General features: G+C 64.7%; 9 protein-coding genes and 1 riboswitch. Of the genes, 5 read left to right on the top strand and 4 right to left on the bottom strand.

The window, feature by feature from the left end; translation table 11 throughout:
- Positions 1 to 315: 315 nt before the first annotated feature.
- Both A3840_RS03510 and A3840_RS03505 read left to right on the top strand, forming a co-directional pair.
- Positions 316 to 2,166, top strand: a complete 1,851-nt coding sequence (locus tag A3840_RS03510) for an ABC transporter ATP-binding protein (protein WP_067451932.1) — start codon at positions 316 to 318, stop codon at positions 2,164 to 2,166.
- Positions 2,167 to 2,563: 397 nt separating this feature from the next.
- Positions 2,564 to 4,420: an ABC transporter ATP-binding protein gene (locus tag A3840_RS03505; RefSeq protein ID WP_067451927.1), complete on the top strand. Its 1,857-nt coding sequence runs from the start codon at positions 2,564 to 2,566 to the stop codon at positions 4,418 to 4,420.
- A gap of 96 nt (positions 4,421 to 4,516) precedes the next feature.
- On the opposite strand, the gene A3840_RS03500 is transcribed toward A3840_RS03505, so the two are convergent.
- Positions 4,517 to 6,487, bottom strand: a complete 1,971-nt coding sequence (locus tag A3840_RS03500) for a putative bifunctional diguanylate cyclase/phosphodiesterase (RefSeq protein WP_165603114.1) — start codon at positions 6,485 to 6,487, stop codon at positions 4,517 to 4,519.
- Between the two features lie 216 nt (positions 6,488 to 6,703).
- Here A3840_RS03500 and A3840_RS03495 point away from each other — a divergent pair, with 216 nt between their 5' ends.
- Positions 6,704 to 9,178 (top strand): beta-mannosidase, encoded by a 2,475-nt coding sequence (locus tag A3840_RS03495; RefSeq protein ID WP_067451922.1) that lies wholly within the window; start codon positions 6,704 to 6,706, stop codon positions 9,176 to 9,178.
- A 135-nt stretch (positions 9,179 to 9,313) separates the two neighbouring features.
- Entirely contained in the window at positions 9,314 to 10,228 is a 915-nt protein-coding gene (locus A3840_RS03490; protein WP_067451919.1) for a DMT family transporter, read from the top strand.
- On the opposite strand, the gene A3840_RS03485 is transcribed toward A3840_RS03490, so the two are convergent.
- The 3 genes from A3840_RS03485 to A3840_RS03475 all read right to left on the bottom strand — a co-directional run bounded on the left by A3840_RS03485 (position 10,225) and on the right by A3840_RS03475 (position 13,610).
- Positions 10,225 to 11,517 (bottom strand): NAD(P)/FAD-dependent oxidoreductase, encoded by a 1,293-nt coding sequence (locus tag A3840_RS03485; protein WP_067451916.1) that lies wholly within the window; start codon positions 11,515 to 11,517, stop codon positions 10,225 to 10,227. The two genes, A3840_RS03490 and A3840_RS03485, sit on opposite strands and share 4 nt — an antisense overlap.
- Positions 11,518 to 11,546: 29 nt before the next feature.
- Entirely contained in the window at positions 11,547 to 12,920 is a 1,374-nt protein-coding gene (locus tag A3840_RS03480; protein WP_067451913.1) for an FGGY-family carbohydrate kinase, read from the bottom strand.
- A gap of 240 nt (positions 12,921 to 13,160) precedes the next feature.
- Positions 13,161 to 13,610 carry a universal stress protein gene (locus A3840_RS03475; RefSeq protein WP_067451908.1) on the bottom strand — a complete coding sequence of 150 codons (450 nt, stop codon included), beginning with the start codon at positions 13,608 to 13,610 and terminating at the stop codon, positions 13,161 to 13,163.
- A gap of 149 nt (positions 13,611 to 13,759) precedes the next feature.
- Positions 13,760 to 13,971: riboswitch (cobalamin riboswitch) on the top strand.
- A 108-nt stretch (positions 13,972 to 14,079) separates the two neighbouring features.
- On the opposite strand from A3840_RS03475, the gene A3840_RS03470 reads away from it, so the two are divergent.
- Positions 14,080 to 14,886 (top strand): ABC transporter ATP-binding protein, encoded by an 807-nt coding sequence (locus A3840_RS03470; protein WP_067452008.1) that lies wholly within the window; start codon positions 14,080 to 14,082, stop codon positions 14,884 to 14,886.
- Positions 14,887 to 14,892: the final 6 nt, after the last annotated feature.

Raw genomic sequence — 14,892 nt, 5'->3', positions numbered from 1 at the left:
GAACAAAATTTGTCAATCACTCGCGGCTGTGTCTGTCCGGCTACAGCCCATTCGTCGTTCTCGTGTATCCTGTGCGGCTCTCGGCTGCATAGCATGACTCATTGCCCTCAATTGAGACGGCAATGGGGAGGAGGCGCTATGAAGCTGTCTGCACGCCGCTCCTCTGCGTCTGTTGGATCGCATGAGCGCCGGTTCCGAAATTTCCGCACGGGTTTTGCCGTCGGCCCATCTTAGCGCCTTGACCTCAACCGCGGTTGAGGTCGCATGGCTGTGGGCTCCTTGCGCTGAACACGTTGTAACGAAGTGGTTTGAATAATGCTGCGTTGGTTTGAAAAACGGCTCGATCCTTATCCGAAGGATGATCCGGTCGAGCCCCCCAAGGGCCTCCTGGCCTTCTGCCTGCACTATAGCGACGGCGCCAAGCGCTGGCTGGCGCTGATGGCGCTTGCCGCCGCGGGCGTCGCCATCGGCGAAATCATCATCTTCGGCTTTATCGGGGATGTGGTGAACTGGCTGGCCGGCGCCGATCCCGAAACCTTCCTCGAGACCGATGGATGGAAGCTGGCGATGATGGGGGCGATGATCGTCTTCATCGTACCCGGCATCGCGCTGATCTCGACGCTGACCATGCACCAGACGCTGCTGGGCAATTTCCCCCAGCGCATCCGCTGGATGGCGCATCGCTACCTGATCCGGCAGTCGATGAGCTATTTCCAGGACGAGTTCGCCGGCCGCATCGGCGCCAAGCTGATGCAGACCTCGCTCGCCGTGCGCGAAGTGGTGATGAAGCTGCTCGACATGCTGGTCTATGTCGTCGTCTATTTCACCGGCGCGGTGGTGCTGGTGGCGGCGGCCGACTGGCGGCTGACCATTCCCTTCCTGGTCTGGCTGGCCGGCTATGTGGCGATGATGGTCTATTTCATCCCGCGCATGGGCCGGATTTCCCAGGCGCAGGCCGATGCGCGCTCGATGATGACCGGCCGCATCGTGGACAGCTACACCAATATCGCCACGGTCAAGCTGTTCAGCCATTCCAACCGCGAGGAAACCTATGCCAAGGAGGCCATGGACGGCTTCCTCGACACGGTCTACCGGCAGATGCGGCTGTTCACCGTGCTCAACATGCTGGTGCTGTGGTCGAATGCGCTGCTGCTGTTCTCGGTGGGCGCGGTCGGCATCTGGCTGTGGATGCAGGGGCTGATGTCGCCGGGCTCGCTCGCGGTGTCGCTGGGCCTGGTCATGCGCTTCCAGGGCATGAGCCAATGGGTGATGTGGGAAATGTCCTCGCTGTTCGAGAATATCGGCACGGTCAAGGACGGCATTTCCTCCATCTCGCTGCCGCGCGTCGTGTCGGACCAGCCCGAGGCCAAGCCGCTGCCGGCAGTGCAGGGCGATATCAAGTTCGACAAGGTCTCGTTCCATTACGGCAAGGACAAGGGCGTGATCGACGACCTGAACCTGCATGTCCGTCCGGGCGAGAAGATCGGCCTGGTGGGGCGCTCGGGCGCGGGTAAATCCACCATCGTCAATCTGCTTCTGCGCTTCTACGACCGGGCCGATGGCCGCATCCTGATCGACGGGCACGATATCGCCCATGTGACGCAGGACAGCCTGCGGGCCAATATCGGGGTGGTGACGCAGGATACTTCGCTCCTGCACCGCTCGGTGCGCGAGAACATCCTCTATGGCCGGCCCGATGCGACCGAGGAGATGATGCGCGCCGCTGCCGAACAGGCCGAGGCCTCCGACTTCGTCGAGACGCTGACCGATCCGCAGGGCCGCATGGGCTATGACGCCCATGTGGGCGAACGCGGCGTCAAGCTCTCGGGCGGGCAGCGGCAGCGTATCGCCATTGCCCGGGTGCTGCTCAAGAACGCGCCGATCCTGGTGCTGGACGAGGCTACCTCGGCGCTCGATTCCGAGGTGGAAGCGGCCATCCAAGGGCAATTGCAGATGCTGATGCGCGGCAAGACCGTCATCGCCATCGCCCACCGGCTCTCCACCATCGCCATGATGGATCGGCTGGTGGTGCTGGACAAAGGCCGGATCGTGGAGCAGGGCAGTCATGCCCAGCTCGTGGATTCGGGCGGCATCTACAGCCAGCTCTGGCACCGCCAGTCCGGCGGCTTCATCGACGCCGACGAGGCCGAGGACGCGGCGGAATAGTCTTGTTTACCTCTCCCTTGGGGGAGAGGTCGACGCGTAGCGTCGGGTGAGGGGTTTCGAGCCGGCCCCACGGGCCAATCGCTCCTGTGGAGCGATTGGAGGCGAGAAAGCCATGAGAGCTATGCTCGAATGGCGGGATAGACGAATACCGGGATCGTGGTGAGAAACCCCTCATCCGTCTCGGCCTGCGGCCGATCCACCTTCTCCCGCAAGGGGAGAAGGGAGGGCGGCGGAATTCAAACCAAAGGAGAACCCAGATGGGTGACATCATCAAGATCATGGACCGATCCAATCCCGGTGCGCATGCCGGCCTGCCAAGCAAACCCATCGATCGTCACCGAACCTGACCGCCTTTCACCCAAAGCGTCAGGCGCGGCTCACAATAAGAGCACTGAAAATGTTCAACCGCGTCGTCTCCTATTTCGACAACCTCTATTCGCCCGTGGCCCTGGCCGAGAACCGCCAGCCGCCCATGGGCCTCAAAGCTTTCGTTTCCTACTTCGTCGGCCAGTTCCGCGCCGCGTTCTGGTTCCGCATCGTGCTGGTGGCCATCGGCTCGGTCGCCGATGCGCTGATGCCCGTTTTCGTCGGGTTGATCGTGGGCATGCTGGCGACAACCAATCCCGGCGACATCTTTGACCAGCACGGCCAGACCCTGCTCTGGATGATTGTCGTCGTCGTGCTGGTGCGGCCAGCGGCCTTCCTCATGGATACGATGATCCGCAACCACGCCATCGTGCCCAACCTGGTGGACCTGATCCGCTGGCAGAGCCATTGGCATGTCATCCGCCAGAGCTGGACCTTCTTCCAGAACGACTTTGCCGGGCGCATCGCCAACAAGATCATCCAGGCCGGCGAGGCCATCGAGATCGGGGTGAACCTGACCATCGACGCGGCCTGGTATGCCCTGGTCTTCGTGATCGTGGCGATCATCGTGCTGGCGGGGCTCGATCCGGTGCTGCTGGTGCCGATCGGGGTGTGGATGCTGCTCTATGCGATCCTGTTCACCATCACCATGCCGCTCATCGCCCGCTATTCCGAAACGCTCTCGGAAGCCAAGTCGGTGATGACGGGGCGGATCGTGGACAGCTACACCAATATCCAGACGCTCAAGACCTTCGCCACCGGCGGGCACGAGGACAAATATGTCGCCGACAGCGTGATGGATCACGCGGTGGAGTTCCGCAAATTGATGCGGGTCTTCACCTATATGTGGTCCATCCTGTTCCTGCTGAATGCGGGGCTGGTCGTATCCGTCACCTGGCTGGCCCTGGCCGGCTGGAACGATGGCGTGCTCAGCGCGGCGGCGGTGGCCACGGCCATTCCCTTCGCGCTCCAGATCATGAACATGAGCGGCTGGATCCTGGAAATCGGCTCCAACATCTTCCGCCAGATCGGCACGACGCGGGATTCGATGGACACCATCGCCCAGCCCCTGACCATGCTGGACGCGCCCGAGGCCAGGCCGCTGGCGGTGACGGCGGGCGAGCTGGTCTATGACAATGTCAGCTTCAACTACTGGCGCGGCAAGGAAGGCTCGGTCATCGACGGCTTCAGCCTCAAAGTGGCGCCGGGGGAGAAGATCGGGCTCGTGGGGCGTTCGGGTTCGGGCAAGTCGACGCTGGTGAACCTGGCCCTGCGCATGTTCGACGTGCAGGACGGCGCGATCCGCATCGATGGCAAGGACGTGCGCGGGGTGACGCAGGAAAGCCTGCGGGGCGCCATCGGGCTCGTGAGCCAGGATACATCCCTGCTGCATCGCTCGGTGCGGGAGAACCTCAAATATGGCCGCCACGACGCGAGCGACGCGGAGATGATCCGCGCCGCCGAACAGGCCAATGTGCATGACGTCATCATGAGCCTTTCCGATCCGCAGGGCCGCAAGGGCTACGACGCCCATGTCGGCGAACGCGGGGTGAAGCTCTCGGGCGGGCAGCGGCAGCGCGTCGCCATCGCCCGGGTCCTGCTCAAGAATGCGCCGATCCTGGTGCTGGACGAAGCCACCTCGGCGCTCGATTCCGAGGTCGAGGCGGCTATTCAGGAGCAATTGACGCAATTGATGGCCGGCAAGACGGTGATCGCCATCGCCCATCGCCTCTCCACCATCGCGGCCATGGATCGGCTGGTGGTGCTGGAAAAGGGCCGGATCGTGGAGGAGGGCACCCATGCCCAGCTCCTCGCCTCCGGCGGCCATTACGCCATGCTGTGGGAGCGCCAGTCGGGCGGCTTCCTCGACCTGGACGCGGCGCAATGATCAGGGGGGCGGATGATAAATCCGCCCCCTTTTGTTTGCCTTCATGGGCGAGGCAAGAGCCCTCGGGTCAAGCCCGAGAGTGACGAGCGGTGGGTTTTAGCTCACCGCGCGGGTTTCCAGGCGTTGCAGGCTGGCTTCGCGGGCGAGGTATTCGTCCATGTCCTCGGGCAGCATGGGGCGGCCGAAGAGATAGCCCTGCATGATCCTGCCGCCCAGCGAGACCAGGGCTTCCAATTGCTCCTCGGTTTCGATGCCCTCGAACACGCAGGAAATGCCCAGGTTGCGGCAGAGGTCCACCATGGTCTTGACGATGGCGCGGCTGGCCGGATCGCTGGTGACCTCCATCACGAAGGACCGGTCGATCTTGATGCGGTGCAGCGGCAGCTTCTGCACATGGGTAAGACTGGAATGGCCGGTGCCGAAATCGTCCAGCGCGATGCGGGCGCCCAGGCCCAGCAGCGCGAGCAGGGATTGATTGGCCTGGTCCAGGTCGCGCATGACGGCGGTTTCGGTGATCTCGAAATCGACGCGGCAGGATTTGCCATGCGACCCGACCAGAGCGACGATCTGCTCGATGGCCGTGGGCGAGCCGATATCGTGGGCGGACAGATTGACCGAGAGCCGCAGGCGCGGCGGCAGCAGGGCCCCCAGCGCCAGGGCCTGGCGCAGCACGATCCGGGTGATCTTGCTGATCTGGCCGGTGCGCTCGGCCATGGGAATGAATTCGCCCGGGGAGACTTCGCCCAGCACCGGGCTGCGCCAGCGGGCCAGCACCTCGAACCCGGTCGTGGCCCCCAGGGTGACGTCGAATTGCGGCTGCACCAGGATATAGATCTCGTCCTCAAGGCGCGCGGTGTGCAGCAGATGCTCCATGCGGCGCACCCTGGTGATCTCGCTGGCATGGCGCTCGGAAAACACCACCGCCCGGCCGCGCGCCTCGCGCTTGGCGGCGGAGGTGGCGTAATCGGCGCGGTCATAAAGGCTATGGGCGCTGTCGCCGGGACGCGAGGCGGCAAAGCCGGCGGAGGCGGAGAGCCGGATGGGGCCGCTGGGCATGTCGAAAGGCTGGCGCATGGCATCGCACAGCGTCTCGCCGCATCGCGCCATGAAGGCATCGTCGACCGGGCCCTGGACGATCAGCGCGAAACTGTTGCTGTCGAGGCGGGCCACGACGGTATCGGGCCGGCGCAGGCTTTCGATGCGGCGGGCCGCTTCGATCAGCACGCGGTCTCCGGTCAATTGCCCGAAGATCTGGTTGACCGACTTGAAGCCGTCGAAATCGAGCCGGCCGACGGCGACGGCGCCATTGCGCAAATCGGCCTCGCGCAGGGCAGCGGCCAGGTGGCGGTCGAAACTGCGCCGATTGGGCAGGCCGGTCAGGCTGTCGAGATTGGCGAGGCGATGGTTTTCGTCCAGGAGGCGCTGGGTCTCGACCTGGCGTTGCGCCACCGCATTGCGCGAGCTGACCAGTGCGGCGAAATCGTTGTTGTTGTTGAGCAGGATGATCAGCAGCGCGACGATGACCATGACCATGTTGATGGCAATGGCGACGAAGGTGGCCTGGCCCGAAGCAGCGAAAAAGATCGTGAAGGGCACGAGAACGCAGATGCCGACCATGAGGGCGGCGGCGCGCACATGCATGAGGCAGAACATGCAGCCTATGGTGGTGATGCCCATATAGAAGGCGATCTGCGATTGCTGATAGGCATCGCCATAGGGAAAGAGGCTGAGGCTCCAGGCGGCAAAGCCGATCGCCATGGCCGTGCTGACCCAGATCATCGTCATCAGGCTCCGCCGGGCCTTGTCGGCGGAAATGGCCAGGTCGCGATTGCGCCACCACATCCCGGTGCGGACCACGCACAGCACGGTGAGAATGACGGGGACATAGAGGGTGAGCTCGATGGGGGCGACGCTGAAATGCGTCCAGGCCACGATGAGCGAATTGCTGACCAGCATGGCGTAGAGCAGCGGCACCTGCCGGCCCAGCGCCCGCCATTGGGCCAGTGTCAGCTCCGGAATATCCGGTGGATCGGTAAATGCGTCGCGTATGTACCGGAACACTAACATGTTGCTCATCCCCCCGGCGCGACGGTACGGGGAAATACACTAATAGAATCGTAAAACGTTTTCGGTGGGCGGCTGCCCGGACCGGGCTTGCATGGGCGGTGCCGAAAGCACGCTCTTGCCCATTGGAAGCGTGCCGCCTTCCCGCTAAAAGGGCATCGAAATCGATTTCGCCGGCGCTCGGACTTGTCTTGCCGTCCTGCCGGCCCTGGAGGACACATGGCCATCGTCGCCCGTAATTCCGCCCTCGACTTGGGCGGTCCGTTCAGCCTGACCGCGCCCAGCCGCGACATTACGACCAGCATAAACCTGCCGGGCGACGTGCATTACGCGCTGCTCGAGGCCGGACTGATCCCCGATCCCTATTTCGGCGAGAACGAGAAAGAGGTGATGTGGGTCAACGAAACCGCCTGGGTGATGGAGCGCAGCTTCCTGGCCACGCCGGCCGATATCGACGGCTACCTGACCCTGACCCTGGCCGAGGTCGATTGCATCGCCACCATCTTCCTCAATGGCGCGGAAGTGGCGCGCACAGATAACAGTTTCGTGCGCAACGATATCGACGTGACCGGCAAGGTGCATGCCGGCGAGAACCGGCTGCGCATCGAATTCGCCATCGCCCCGGACGTGGCCAAGGCCCGCGCCGACGCGCATCCCTTCCCGATCCCCTTCACCTACAATTACCAGACCAACGGGCTGAAGGGCATTCATATGAACTTCATCCGCAAGGCCGCCTGCCATGCCGGCTGGGACTGGGGCATCTGCACCATGCCCATCGGCATCTATGGCACGATGAGCCTGCGCAAGGCCCGGCTCGCGCGGCAGGACAGCGTGCAGGTGGACCAGGTGCACGGCGAGAACGCAGTCGAACTCTCGATAAAGACCCGACTTTTCGCCTTCGCCCAGGGCGAGGTGGAACTGGAGCACAGGATCGACGGGCAGGTGATCACCGACAAAGTGGTGGTCGAGAAGGGCGAAAACGTCTTCATCCATAAGGTCACCATCCGGAACCCGAAAATCTGGTGGCCGGCGGGGCAGGGCGCGCAGCCGCTCTATGAGCTGGTGACCGACCTCGAAGGCGAGCTGACAACGCGCAAGATCGGGCTGCGCGATCTGGCTTGGGTGATCGAGAAGGACGAGATCGACCATTCGTTCAAGTGCCGGGTCAATGGCCGCGACATCACCATGATGGGCGCCAACTGGATTCCCGCCGACGCCATTCCGAGCCGGGTGACGCCCGCCGTCATCCGCGACCTGCTGGAAAGCGCCAGGGCCGCCAACATGAACATGCTGCGCATCTGGGGCGGCGGGCAATATGAGCCGGACTGGTTCTATGATCTTTGCGACGAGCTCGGCATCCTCATCTGGCACGATTTCATGTTCTCGTGCATGAGCTATCCATCCAATCGCGAATTCCTCGACAGCGTGGCGCTGGAAATCACCCAGCAGGTGCGCCGGCTGAGCCATCATGCCTCCATCGCGCTGTGGTGCGGCGACAACGAAGTGATCGGCTCGCTCAACTGGTATCCTGAGACCAAGGCCGATCCGGGCCGATACCTGGCCAATTACGACCGGCTCAATTCCCTGCTGCATCGCATCGTCGAGGACGAGGACCCGGCGCAGCGCTTCTGGCCCTCCTCGCCCTCGCTGGGCTATCTCGATTTCTCCGATGGCTGGCATTCCGATACGCGCGGCGACCTGCATTACTGGGATGTGTGGCACTCGGCCAAGAGCTTCGATGCCTATCGCTCCATCAATCCGCGCTTTGCCAGCGAATTCGGCTTCCAGTCCTTCACCTCGATGAATGTCATCGAGACCTTCGCCCAGCCCGAGGATCGCAACCCCTCTTCGCCGGTGATGGAGAACCACCAGCGCAACAATGGCGGCAATGCCCGCATCATCGAGACGATGACGCGCTATTTCCGCTTCCCGCGCGATTTCGACCAGATGGTGTTCCTGAGCCAGATCCAGCAGGGCCTGGCCATCAAGACCGCCATCGAATATTGGCGCTCCACCAAGCCGCGCTGCATGGGCACGCTCTATTGGCAGATCAACGATATCTGGCCGGTGGCGAGCTGGTCGAGCCTGGATTATGGCGGGCAGTGGAAGCTGATGCACTATATGGCGCGGCGCTTCTACAATCTCGTCAATGTCGTGGCCGTGCCCAATGGCGACAGCAGTGAAATCGCGCTCAAGGCCATCAATGACACGGGCCGCCCGGTATCGATCGGGCTCGAGGTCCGGGCGGTGAAGGTCACCGGGGAAAGCCGTGTCGTCTTCTCCGGCAACAGCGCCATCGGCGCCGATGCGGCCATCGCGGTCACCACCTTGCCCATGGCAGGGCTGGCCGCCGACGAATTCCTGTTCTTCGCCTGGACGGATGCCGGGGGCCGGGCGCTGGGCGAGAACGATTATTTCCCCAAGCCCTACAAGGCCTATGACCTGGTGCCCGCCAATGTGGCGGCGCGCTGGAGCGACCGGGACGGGCAGGCGGTGCTGACGCTGGAAGCGGACCGGCCGGCCTTCTTCGCCACGGCCAGCGTCGACCGGCCGGGCTATTTCTCCGACAATGCGCTGACGCTATTGCCCGGGCGCCCGGTGGAGCTGGTCTTCCATCCGCGCCATGGGGCGAGCGTCACCTCGGCAGACCTGGCCGGATCGCTGCAGGTGCGGCACCTGGCCCAGACATTCTGATCCCGCGCCCGCGGGAATTTCAGCTTCCATACAAGCTTGACTTCCCGCGGGCGATCTTCGACCCTGTCCGGGCCGCTGTTCGCGCGGCGTCTGGATCCGTAATGTCTCCGTTTTTCCTGCCTTTGCCGTTGGCCCATGGCTAGCGTCGTTTCTCCCATCGAAAGCCGGGCCAATTTCGGCATCCTGCTGGTGCTGATGTCCCAGCTTGTGTTGCTGGTGCTGGACGTGTCGGCGAAATGGCTGTCGGTGGAGGGCCTGCCGACGACCGAGATCGTGTTCATGCGCTATGGCATGCACTTTCTGCTGTTGCTGCTCCTGTTTCTGCCGGTGAGCGGCCGGCAGCTCTTCGTCAGCAACAATCTCAAGCTGGAAATCCTGCGCGGCACCTGCCTGCTGATCACCACGGGGCTCAATTTCCTGGCCATGCGCTATCTGCCGCTGACGGTGACCAGCGCCATCCAGTTCACCTCGCCGCTGATCATCTGCGCCCTGTCCGGGCCGCTGCTGGGCGAGGCGGTGGGCTGGCGGCGCTGGCTGGCCATCGCCGTGGGCTTCTGCGGTATCCTGATCATCGTGCGGCCGGGTTCGGAAGCCTTCCAGCCGGCGGCCCTGCTCAGCCTGGGCTGCGCCGTCTTCCTGGCGCTGTTCTCCATCCTGACGCGCAAGCTGGCCGGGGTGGACAGCGCCCAGACCCAGCAATTCTATGCCGGCGCCATGCCGATCATCCTGCTGCTGCCGGTGGCCTTCACCGACTGGACCTGGCCCAGCCAGCCGATCTCCTGGGTGGCCTTCTTCATCATGGGGGCGGCGGGGCTGGGCGGGCATTTCCTCAATTCGGTGGCGCATCGCTTCGCCACGCCTGCCACGCTGGCCCCGTTCAGCTATCTGAGCCTGGTCTATCTCTCCATCGCCAGTTGGCTGATCTTCAACCAGCCGCCCGACGAATGGTTCGTGCTGGGCGTGGCGATCATCGTCATGAGCGGGCTCTATATCTGGCTGCGCGAGCGGCAATTGGCCAAGCGCGTCACCGCGCTCGACACCGAGACCTAGTTTTCGTCGACCTCTTCGAGGGGCTTTCTCTCCGGCGCCATGCCATGGGTGATGAGCCGGGCGCTGCGCTGGCCGCTGAGGTAAATCCATAGCCAGCTCAGCGTGATGACGATGCGGGTGCGCGTTTCGACCAGGAAATAGATATGGGCGAGGCCCCAGACCCACCAGGCGAACCAGCCCTTGAGCTTGAGCCAGCCGAAATCGATCACCGCCGAACTCTTGCCGATGGTGGCGAGGTCGCCGGCATGCTGGTAGCGGAAGGGCAGGGGCGTGGCGTCGCCGGCCAGCCGCCGCATGATGACCCGCGCCACGTGCTTGCCCGCCTGCTTGGCGGCCGGCGCCACGCCGGGCACGGGCTTGCCGTCTTCCCGGGTGATGCTGGCGACATCGCCGATGACGAAGATATCGGGCATGAAGGGCACCGAGAGATCCGGCGCCACCTTGATCCGCCCGGCCCGGTCGCTCTCGATTCCGAGCCATTCGGCGACCGGCGAGGCGGCGACGCCGGCCGCCCAGATGATGGTCTTGGTCTCGATGCGCTTGTCGCCGAAGGACACGCCATCGGCATCGAGCGCCGACACCATGTGGCCCAGCTCGACCTCGACGCCCATGCGGCGGAGCGATGCGAGGGTGTAATCGGACAATTCCGGCGCGAAATTGGGCAGGACCCGCTCGCCGCCCTCGATGAGCACGACGCGCAGGTCATGCGGGTCGATGGTGTTGAACTGGCCCTTGATGCTGGCGCGGCCCAGCTCGATGATCGCCCCGGCCATTTCGACGCCGGTGGGGCCGGCCCCGATAATGGCGAAGGTCAGCAGCGCCCGCCGCCGCGCCGGAGCGCTTTCCCGCTCGGCGGCCTCCAGCGCCAGGAGGAGCTTGCGGCGAATGGCGGTGGCGTCTTCCACCGTCTTGAGGCCGGGCGCGAAGGGCTCCCATTCGTCATGGCCGAAATAGGCGTGCTGGGCGCCTGTGGCGAGGATGAGGCTGTCATAGGGCTCGCGGCTGCCGTCTTCGAGCAGCACCTGGCGGCTTGCGGCGTCCACGCCGGTGACCGTGGCCATCAGCACGCGGACATTGTCCTGCCGGCGCAGCAGATGGCGGATCGGCCAGGCAATCTCGGACGGATTGAGCGCCGCGGTTGCGACCTGGTAGAGCAGGGGCTGGAACAGGTGATGATTGCGCCGGTCGATGAGGACGATATCGACATCGGCGCGCTTGAGCGCCTTTGCCGCCGCCAGCCCCCCGAAACCGCCGCCCACGATAATGACGCGGTGCTTGCGGTCTGCCATCGATCTCTCCTTGCCGGCGCCGTGCTGGATCAGGATTGGACCTTTTGGCGCCAGGATTCAACATAGGCATCCAATCCCGGCGCCTCGAGGGGCGCGAATGCATTCCTGCCCCCTGCCTCCCGCAGGGCTCCCCCGAACAACAGGCTGGCGCCGAGGCTGGTTCCCGTCGCATCGCCCGAGGCCAGCACCGGCACGCCTGTCAGCCGCGCCAGGGTCGCGCCGAACAGCGTGTTGCGCGCCAGCGGTCCCTCGATGGTGATCGAGCGGCCAAGGCCGCAAAGATCGAGGCAGGCGCGCGCCATCAGCGCCAGGTAGAAGGACGCCGCCGCATTGCGCTGGCCGGGCGTGAGGCCGGCCGGATCGTGTGTCCAGCGTCCCGCCTGCCCGCCAAAGGGCCCGACGCCGGGCATGAAGCTGGGCAGGGCCTGGATGTCATGGGCGATGACATGGGCGATATCGGCGGGCGAGGGCTCGGCGATCTCGGGCGCCAGCGCATCGAATTCGCGCCCGCCCATGAAGCGGGCGGTGGGAACCGGACGGCCATGGGCATCGACATTGGCAAGGCTGTCGCGGCTCTGGTCCAGCGCGCCGGTGTCGCCGCCGACAGTCATCAGGATGGTCCAGGTGCCGGTGGAGATGATGGTGAAGGGCGGCTCTTGCCGGCCCAGATGCGGCAGGAGGGAGGCATTGGAATCGTGAATGCCGCAGGTGACGGGCGTGGCGGCGGCAAGCCCCGTCGCCGCCGCGATTTCCGGCAGAAGCGGACCGAGCACCGATGCGGCCGGGCGAACCGGCGGGAACCGGCCGCGCCAGCCCATCCTGTCGACGAGGCTGGAAAACGCGCCGCCGGCGGGGGCCCAGAGATCGGTATGGCAGCCCAGCGAGGTCACCTCGCTTGCCTGCATTCCGGTCAGCCGCCAGGCCCAATATTGGGCATAGGTGAGGAGCGCGGTGACGCGGGCGAAATCCTCCGGGAACGTCCTCGCCTGCCAGAAGAACTGGGCGCCCAGGTTGAGGCCCGCCGGCAATCTGGGCGAGAGGCTCTCGGAAAAATCGGGGCGGACAAGGGCGTAATCGTCCGCCAGGCGCTCCGGCCCGTCGAATTCATAATCGAGGATGGGGAGCGCGAGGGCGTCGCCCGCCAGCAGCGCGCCGCAGGCGCCATGGGTGGTGATGGAAATGCCGTCTATGCCATGCGCCGCGCCCAGCGTCTTGAGGCTGTCCAGGATGAAGGCCCAGAGCATGTCGACATCCATATGCGGATAGGGACCGTCCCGGCGGACGACATTGGGCGTGCTGCGGGCGGCGACCTGCTGCCCGCCGGCGCTGTCGATGAGCACCACCTTGGCATTGGTCTTGCCGATATCGATGACGGCGATATGGCGGGGGATTGTCTGCGTCATGTCCGGCCCCGGTAAGGTCTGGCCGGGATTTAGCCGATTTCAGGTCAAGGCGCCAGAACTGACATGTTAGCTGGCTTTGACGATCCGTGAGTGTGCGAGCAGGTTGTCCCGAAGACCTGATGGTGAGCCTGTCGAACCACGAGGGCGGGCCCGCCGAAAGCCGAGTGCCACGACCTCGCCCTTCGACAGGCTCAGGGTGAGGTCTACTGGGGGTAAACCTGCTTAATCCGGCAAATGCCGCTACTTGACGATCAGCACCGGCAGCTCGGAATGGGACAGGACTTCGGAGGCCTGGCTGCCCAGGAGCAGGCGGCCGAGGCCGCGCCGGCCATGCGAGCCCATGACGATGAGATCGGCCTTTTGCTCGCGCGCCGCATGCAGGATGCCGTCGGCCGCCGTGCTGTTGGCGACATGCAGCTTGGCGATGGCGGCGCCGGTCGCGGCGGCCTGGCTTTCGGCTTCCGCCAGGATGGATTTGGCGGATTCGGACTTGGCCTTGTCGAGATCGTCGATGATGGCGCTGGTATCGACCATCATCATCTCCGCGCCGGGCGAGACGATGACGGAAGGCTCGGTGACCGTGACGGCGGTGACCTTGCCGCCCGTGGCGCCGGCCAGCGCCAGGGCCTGCCCGAGTGCCTTGCTGCTCAATTCCGAGCCGTCGATGGCGCAGATGATGTTCTGGTACATTTCGGTTCCTTTCCCGCTTCGGTGCCGGCCACATTGGTGCAACGCGCCGCAAACCGCTTTGATCCAGATCAGGCGCGCCGGGCCAAGGCATAATGGCGCTTTCCCGGCCATTCTGTCATCAGGCCGTTGACATCGCCGCCGGCCTGCGGCCATATCGCCCCGTCGAAGGTTCCCCGCCGAGACATCTCCAAGGGGATCAAAAGGGAACACGGTGCGGCGTACCCATCAGGGACCAAAACCGTGGCTGCCCCCGCAACTGTAAGCGGTGAGTTCTTCCGGAATGCCACTGGCCGAAAGGCTGGGAAGGCCGGAAGCGCCAGGACCCGCGAGCCAGGAGACCTGCCGTCGACATCAACGAAACCCGGCCGGGGTGTGCCGAGGGGAACGACGATGGCGCACGACGACCATATCGATGCTTATTGCCTGACCGGTTCTTCCGAGCCTCCCTGCCTCTATGGCGGAGGTTCCGATGGAGCTTGCACGACGCCTAGTCGGCGCTAATCCGGCGCGCCTGACCGTTCGCGGCCTCAACTGGGGGCCGCAGGGCATGGCGCCCATCGTCCGGGATATCGATTTTTCCGTCGAGCCCGGCGAGATGCTGGCCGTGGTCGGCCCCAACGGCGCCGGCAAATCGAGCCTGTTGCGCTGCCTCTATCGCTTCCACCGACCCAGCCAGGGCGCCGTCCTGCTGGATGGCGAGGATATCTGGGCGCTCAAGCCCCGGTCCATCGCGCGGCGGGTCGCCACTGTCCTGCAGGAGCCGGCCTCCGATTTCGGGCTCAGCGTGGCCGAGATCATCGAACTGGGCCTCACGCCCCATCTCGACCAGTTCAGCGACCCGGCCTATGGCCCGGTCGAGGATGCGCTGGCGCTGATGAACCTCACCCCCTTTGCCGGGCGCGATTTCGGCTCGCTCTCGGGCGGCGAGAAGCAGCGGGTGATGATCGCGCGGGCGCTGGTGCAGAAGCCGGACCTGCTCATCCTGGACGAGCCCACCAACCATCTCGATATCCGCCACCAGCTCGAAGTGCTGGACCTGCTGGCGGGCCTGCCGACCACGGTGATCGTCTCGCTGCACGACCTGGCGCTGGCCTCGGCCCATGCCGACCGGGTGCTGGTGTTGGAACAGGGGCGCAGCGTGCAATTGGGCACGCCGCTCGAGGCGCTGACGCCGGACAATATAAGGCGGATTTTCGCGGTCGAGGCCGCCATCGACAGCCATCCGGCCACCGGCCGGCCGCGCTTTTCCTTTCACCTGAATTCATCCGATCCCTGAGGGCAA

Origin of the sequence: Devosia elaeis, from assembly GCF_001650025.1 — a bacterium.
Taxonomy (GTDB): domain Bacteria; phylum Pseudomonadota; class Alphaproteobacteria; order Rhizobiales; family Devosiaceae; genus Devosia; species Devosia elaeis.
The sequence above is the reverse complement of the archived record's forward strand: the minus strand, read 5'-3'. Positions and strand labels throughout refer to the sequence as shown.

Coding starts and splice junctions, on each gene's coding strand:
- A3840_RS03480 (WP_067451913.1), bottom strand. CDS start 12,920: ATGACGCAGACAATCCCCCGCCATATCGCCGTCATCGATATCGGCAAG.
- A3840_RS03500 (WP_165603114.1), bottom strand. CDS start 6,487: ATGTTAGTGTTCCGGTACATACGCGACGCATTTACCGATCCACCGGAT.
- A3840_RS03475 (WP_067451908.1), bottom strand. CDS start 13,610: ATGTACCAGAACATCATCTGCGCCATCGACGGCTCGGAATTGAGCAGC.
- A3840_RS03505 (WP_067451927.1), top strand. CDS start 2,564: ATGTTCAACCGCGTCGTCTCCTATTTCGACAACCTCTATTCGCCCGTG.
- A3840_RS03485 (WP_067451916.1), bottom strand. CDS start 11,517: ATGGCAGACCGCAAGCACCGCGTCATTATCGTGGGCGGCGGTTTCGGG.
- A3840_RS03490 (WP_067451919.1), top strand. CDS start 9,314: ATGGCTAGCGTCGTTTCTCCCATCGAAAGCCGGGCCAATTTCGGCATC.
- A3840_RS03510 (WP_067451932.1), top strand. CDS start 316: ATGCTGCGTTGGTTTGAAAAACGGCTCGATCCTTATCCGAAGGATGAT.
- A3840_RS03495 (WP_067451922.1), top strand. CDS start 6,704: ATGGCCATCGTCGCCCGTAATTCCGCCCTCGACTTGGGCGGTCCGTTC.
- A3840_RS03470 (WP_067452008.1), top strand. CDS start 14,080: ATGGAGCTTGCACGACGCCTAGTCGGCGCTAATCCGGCGCGCCTGACC.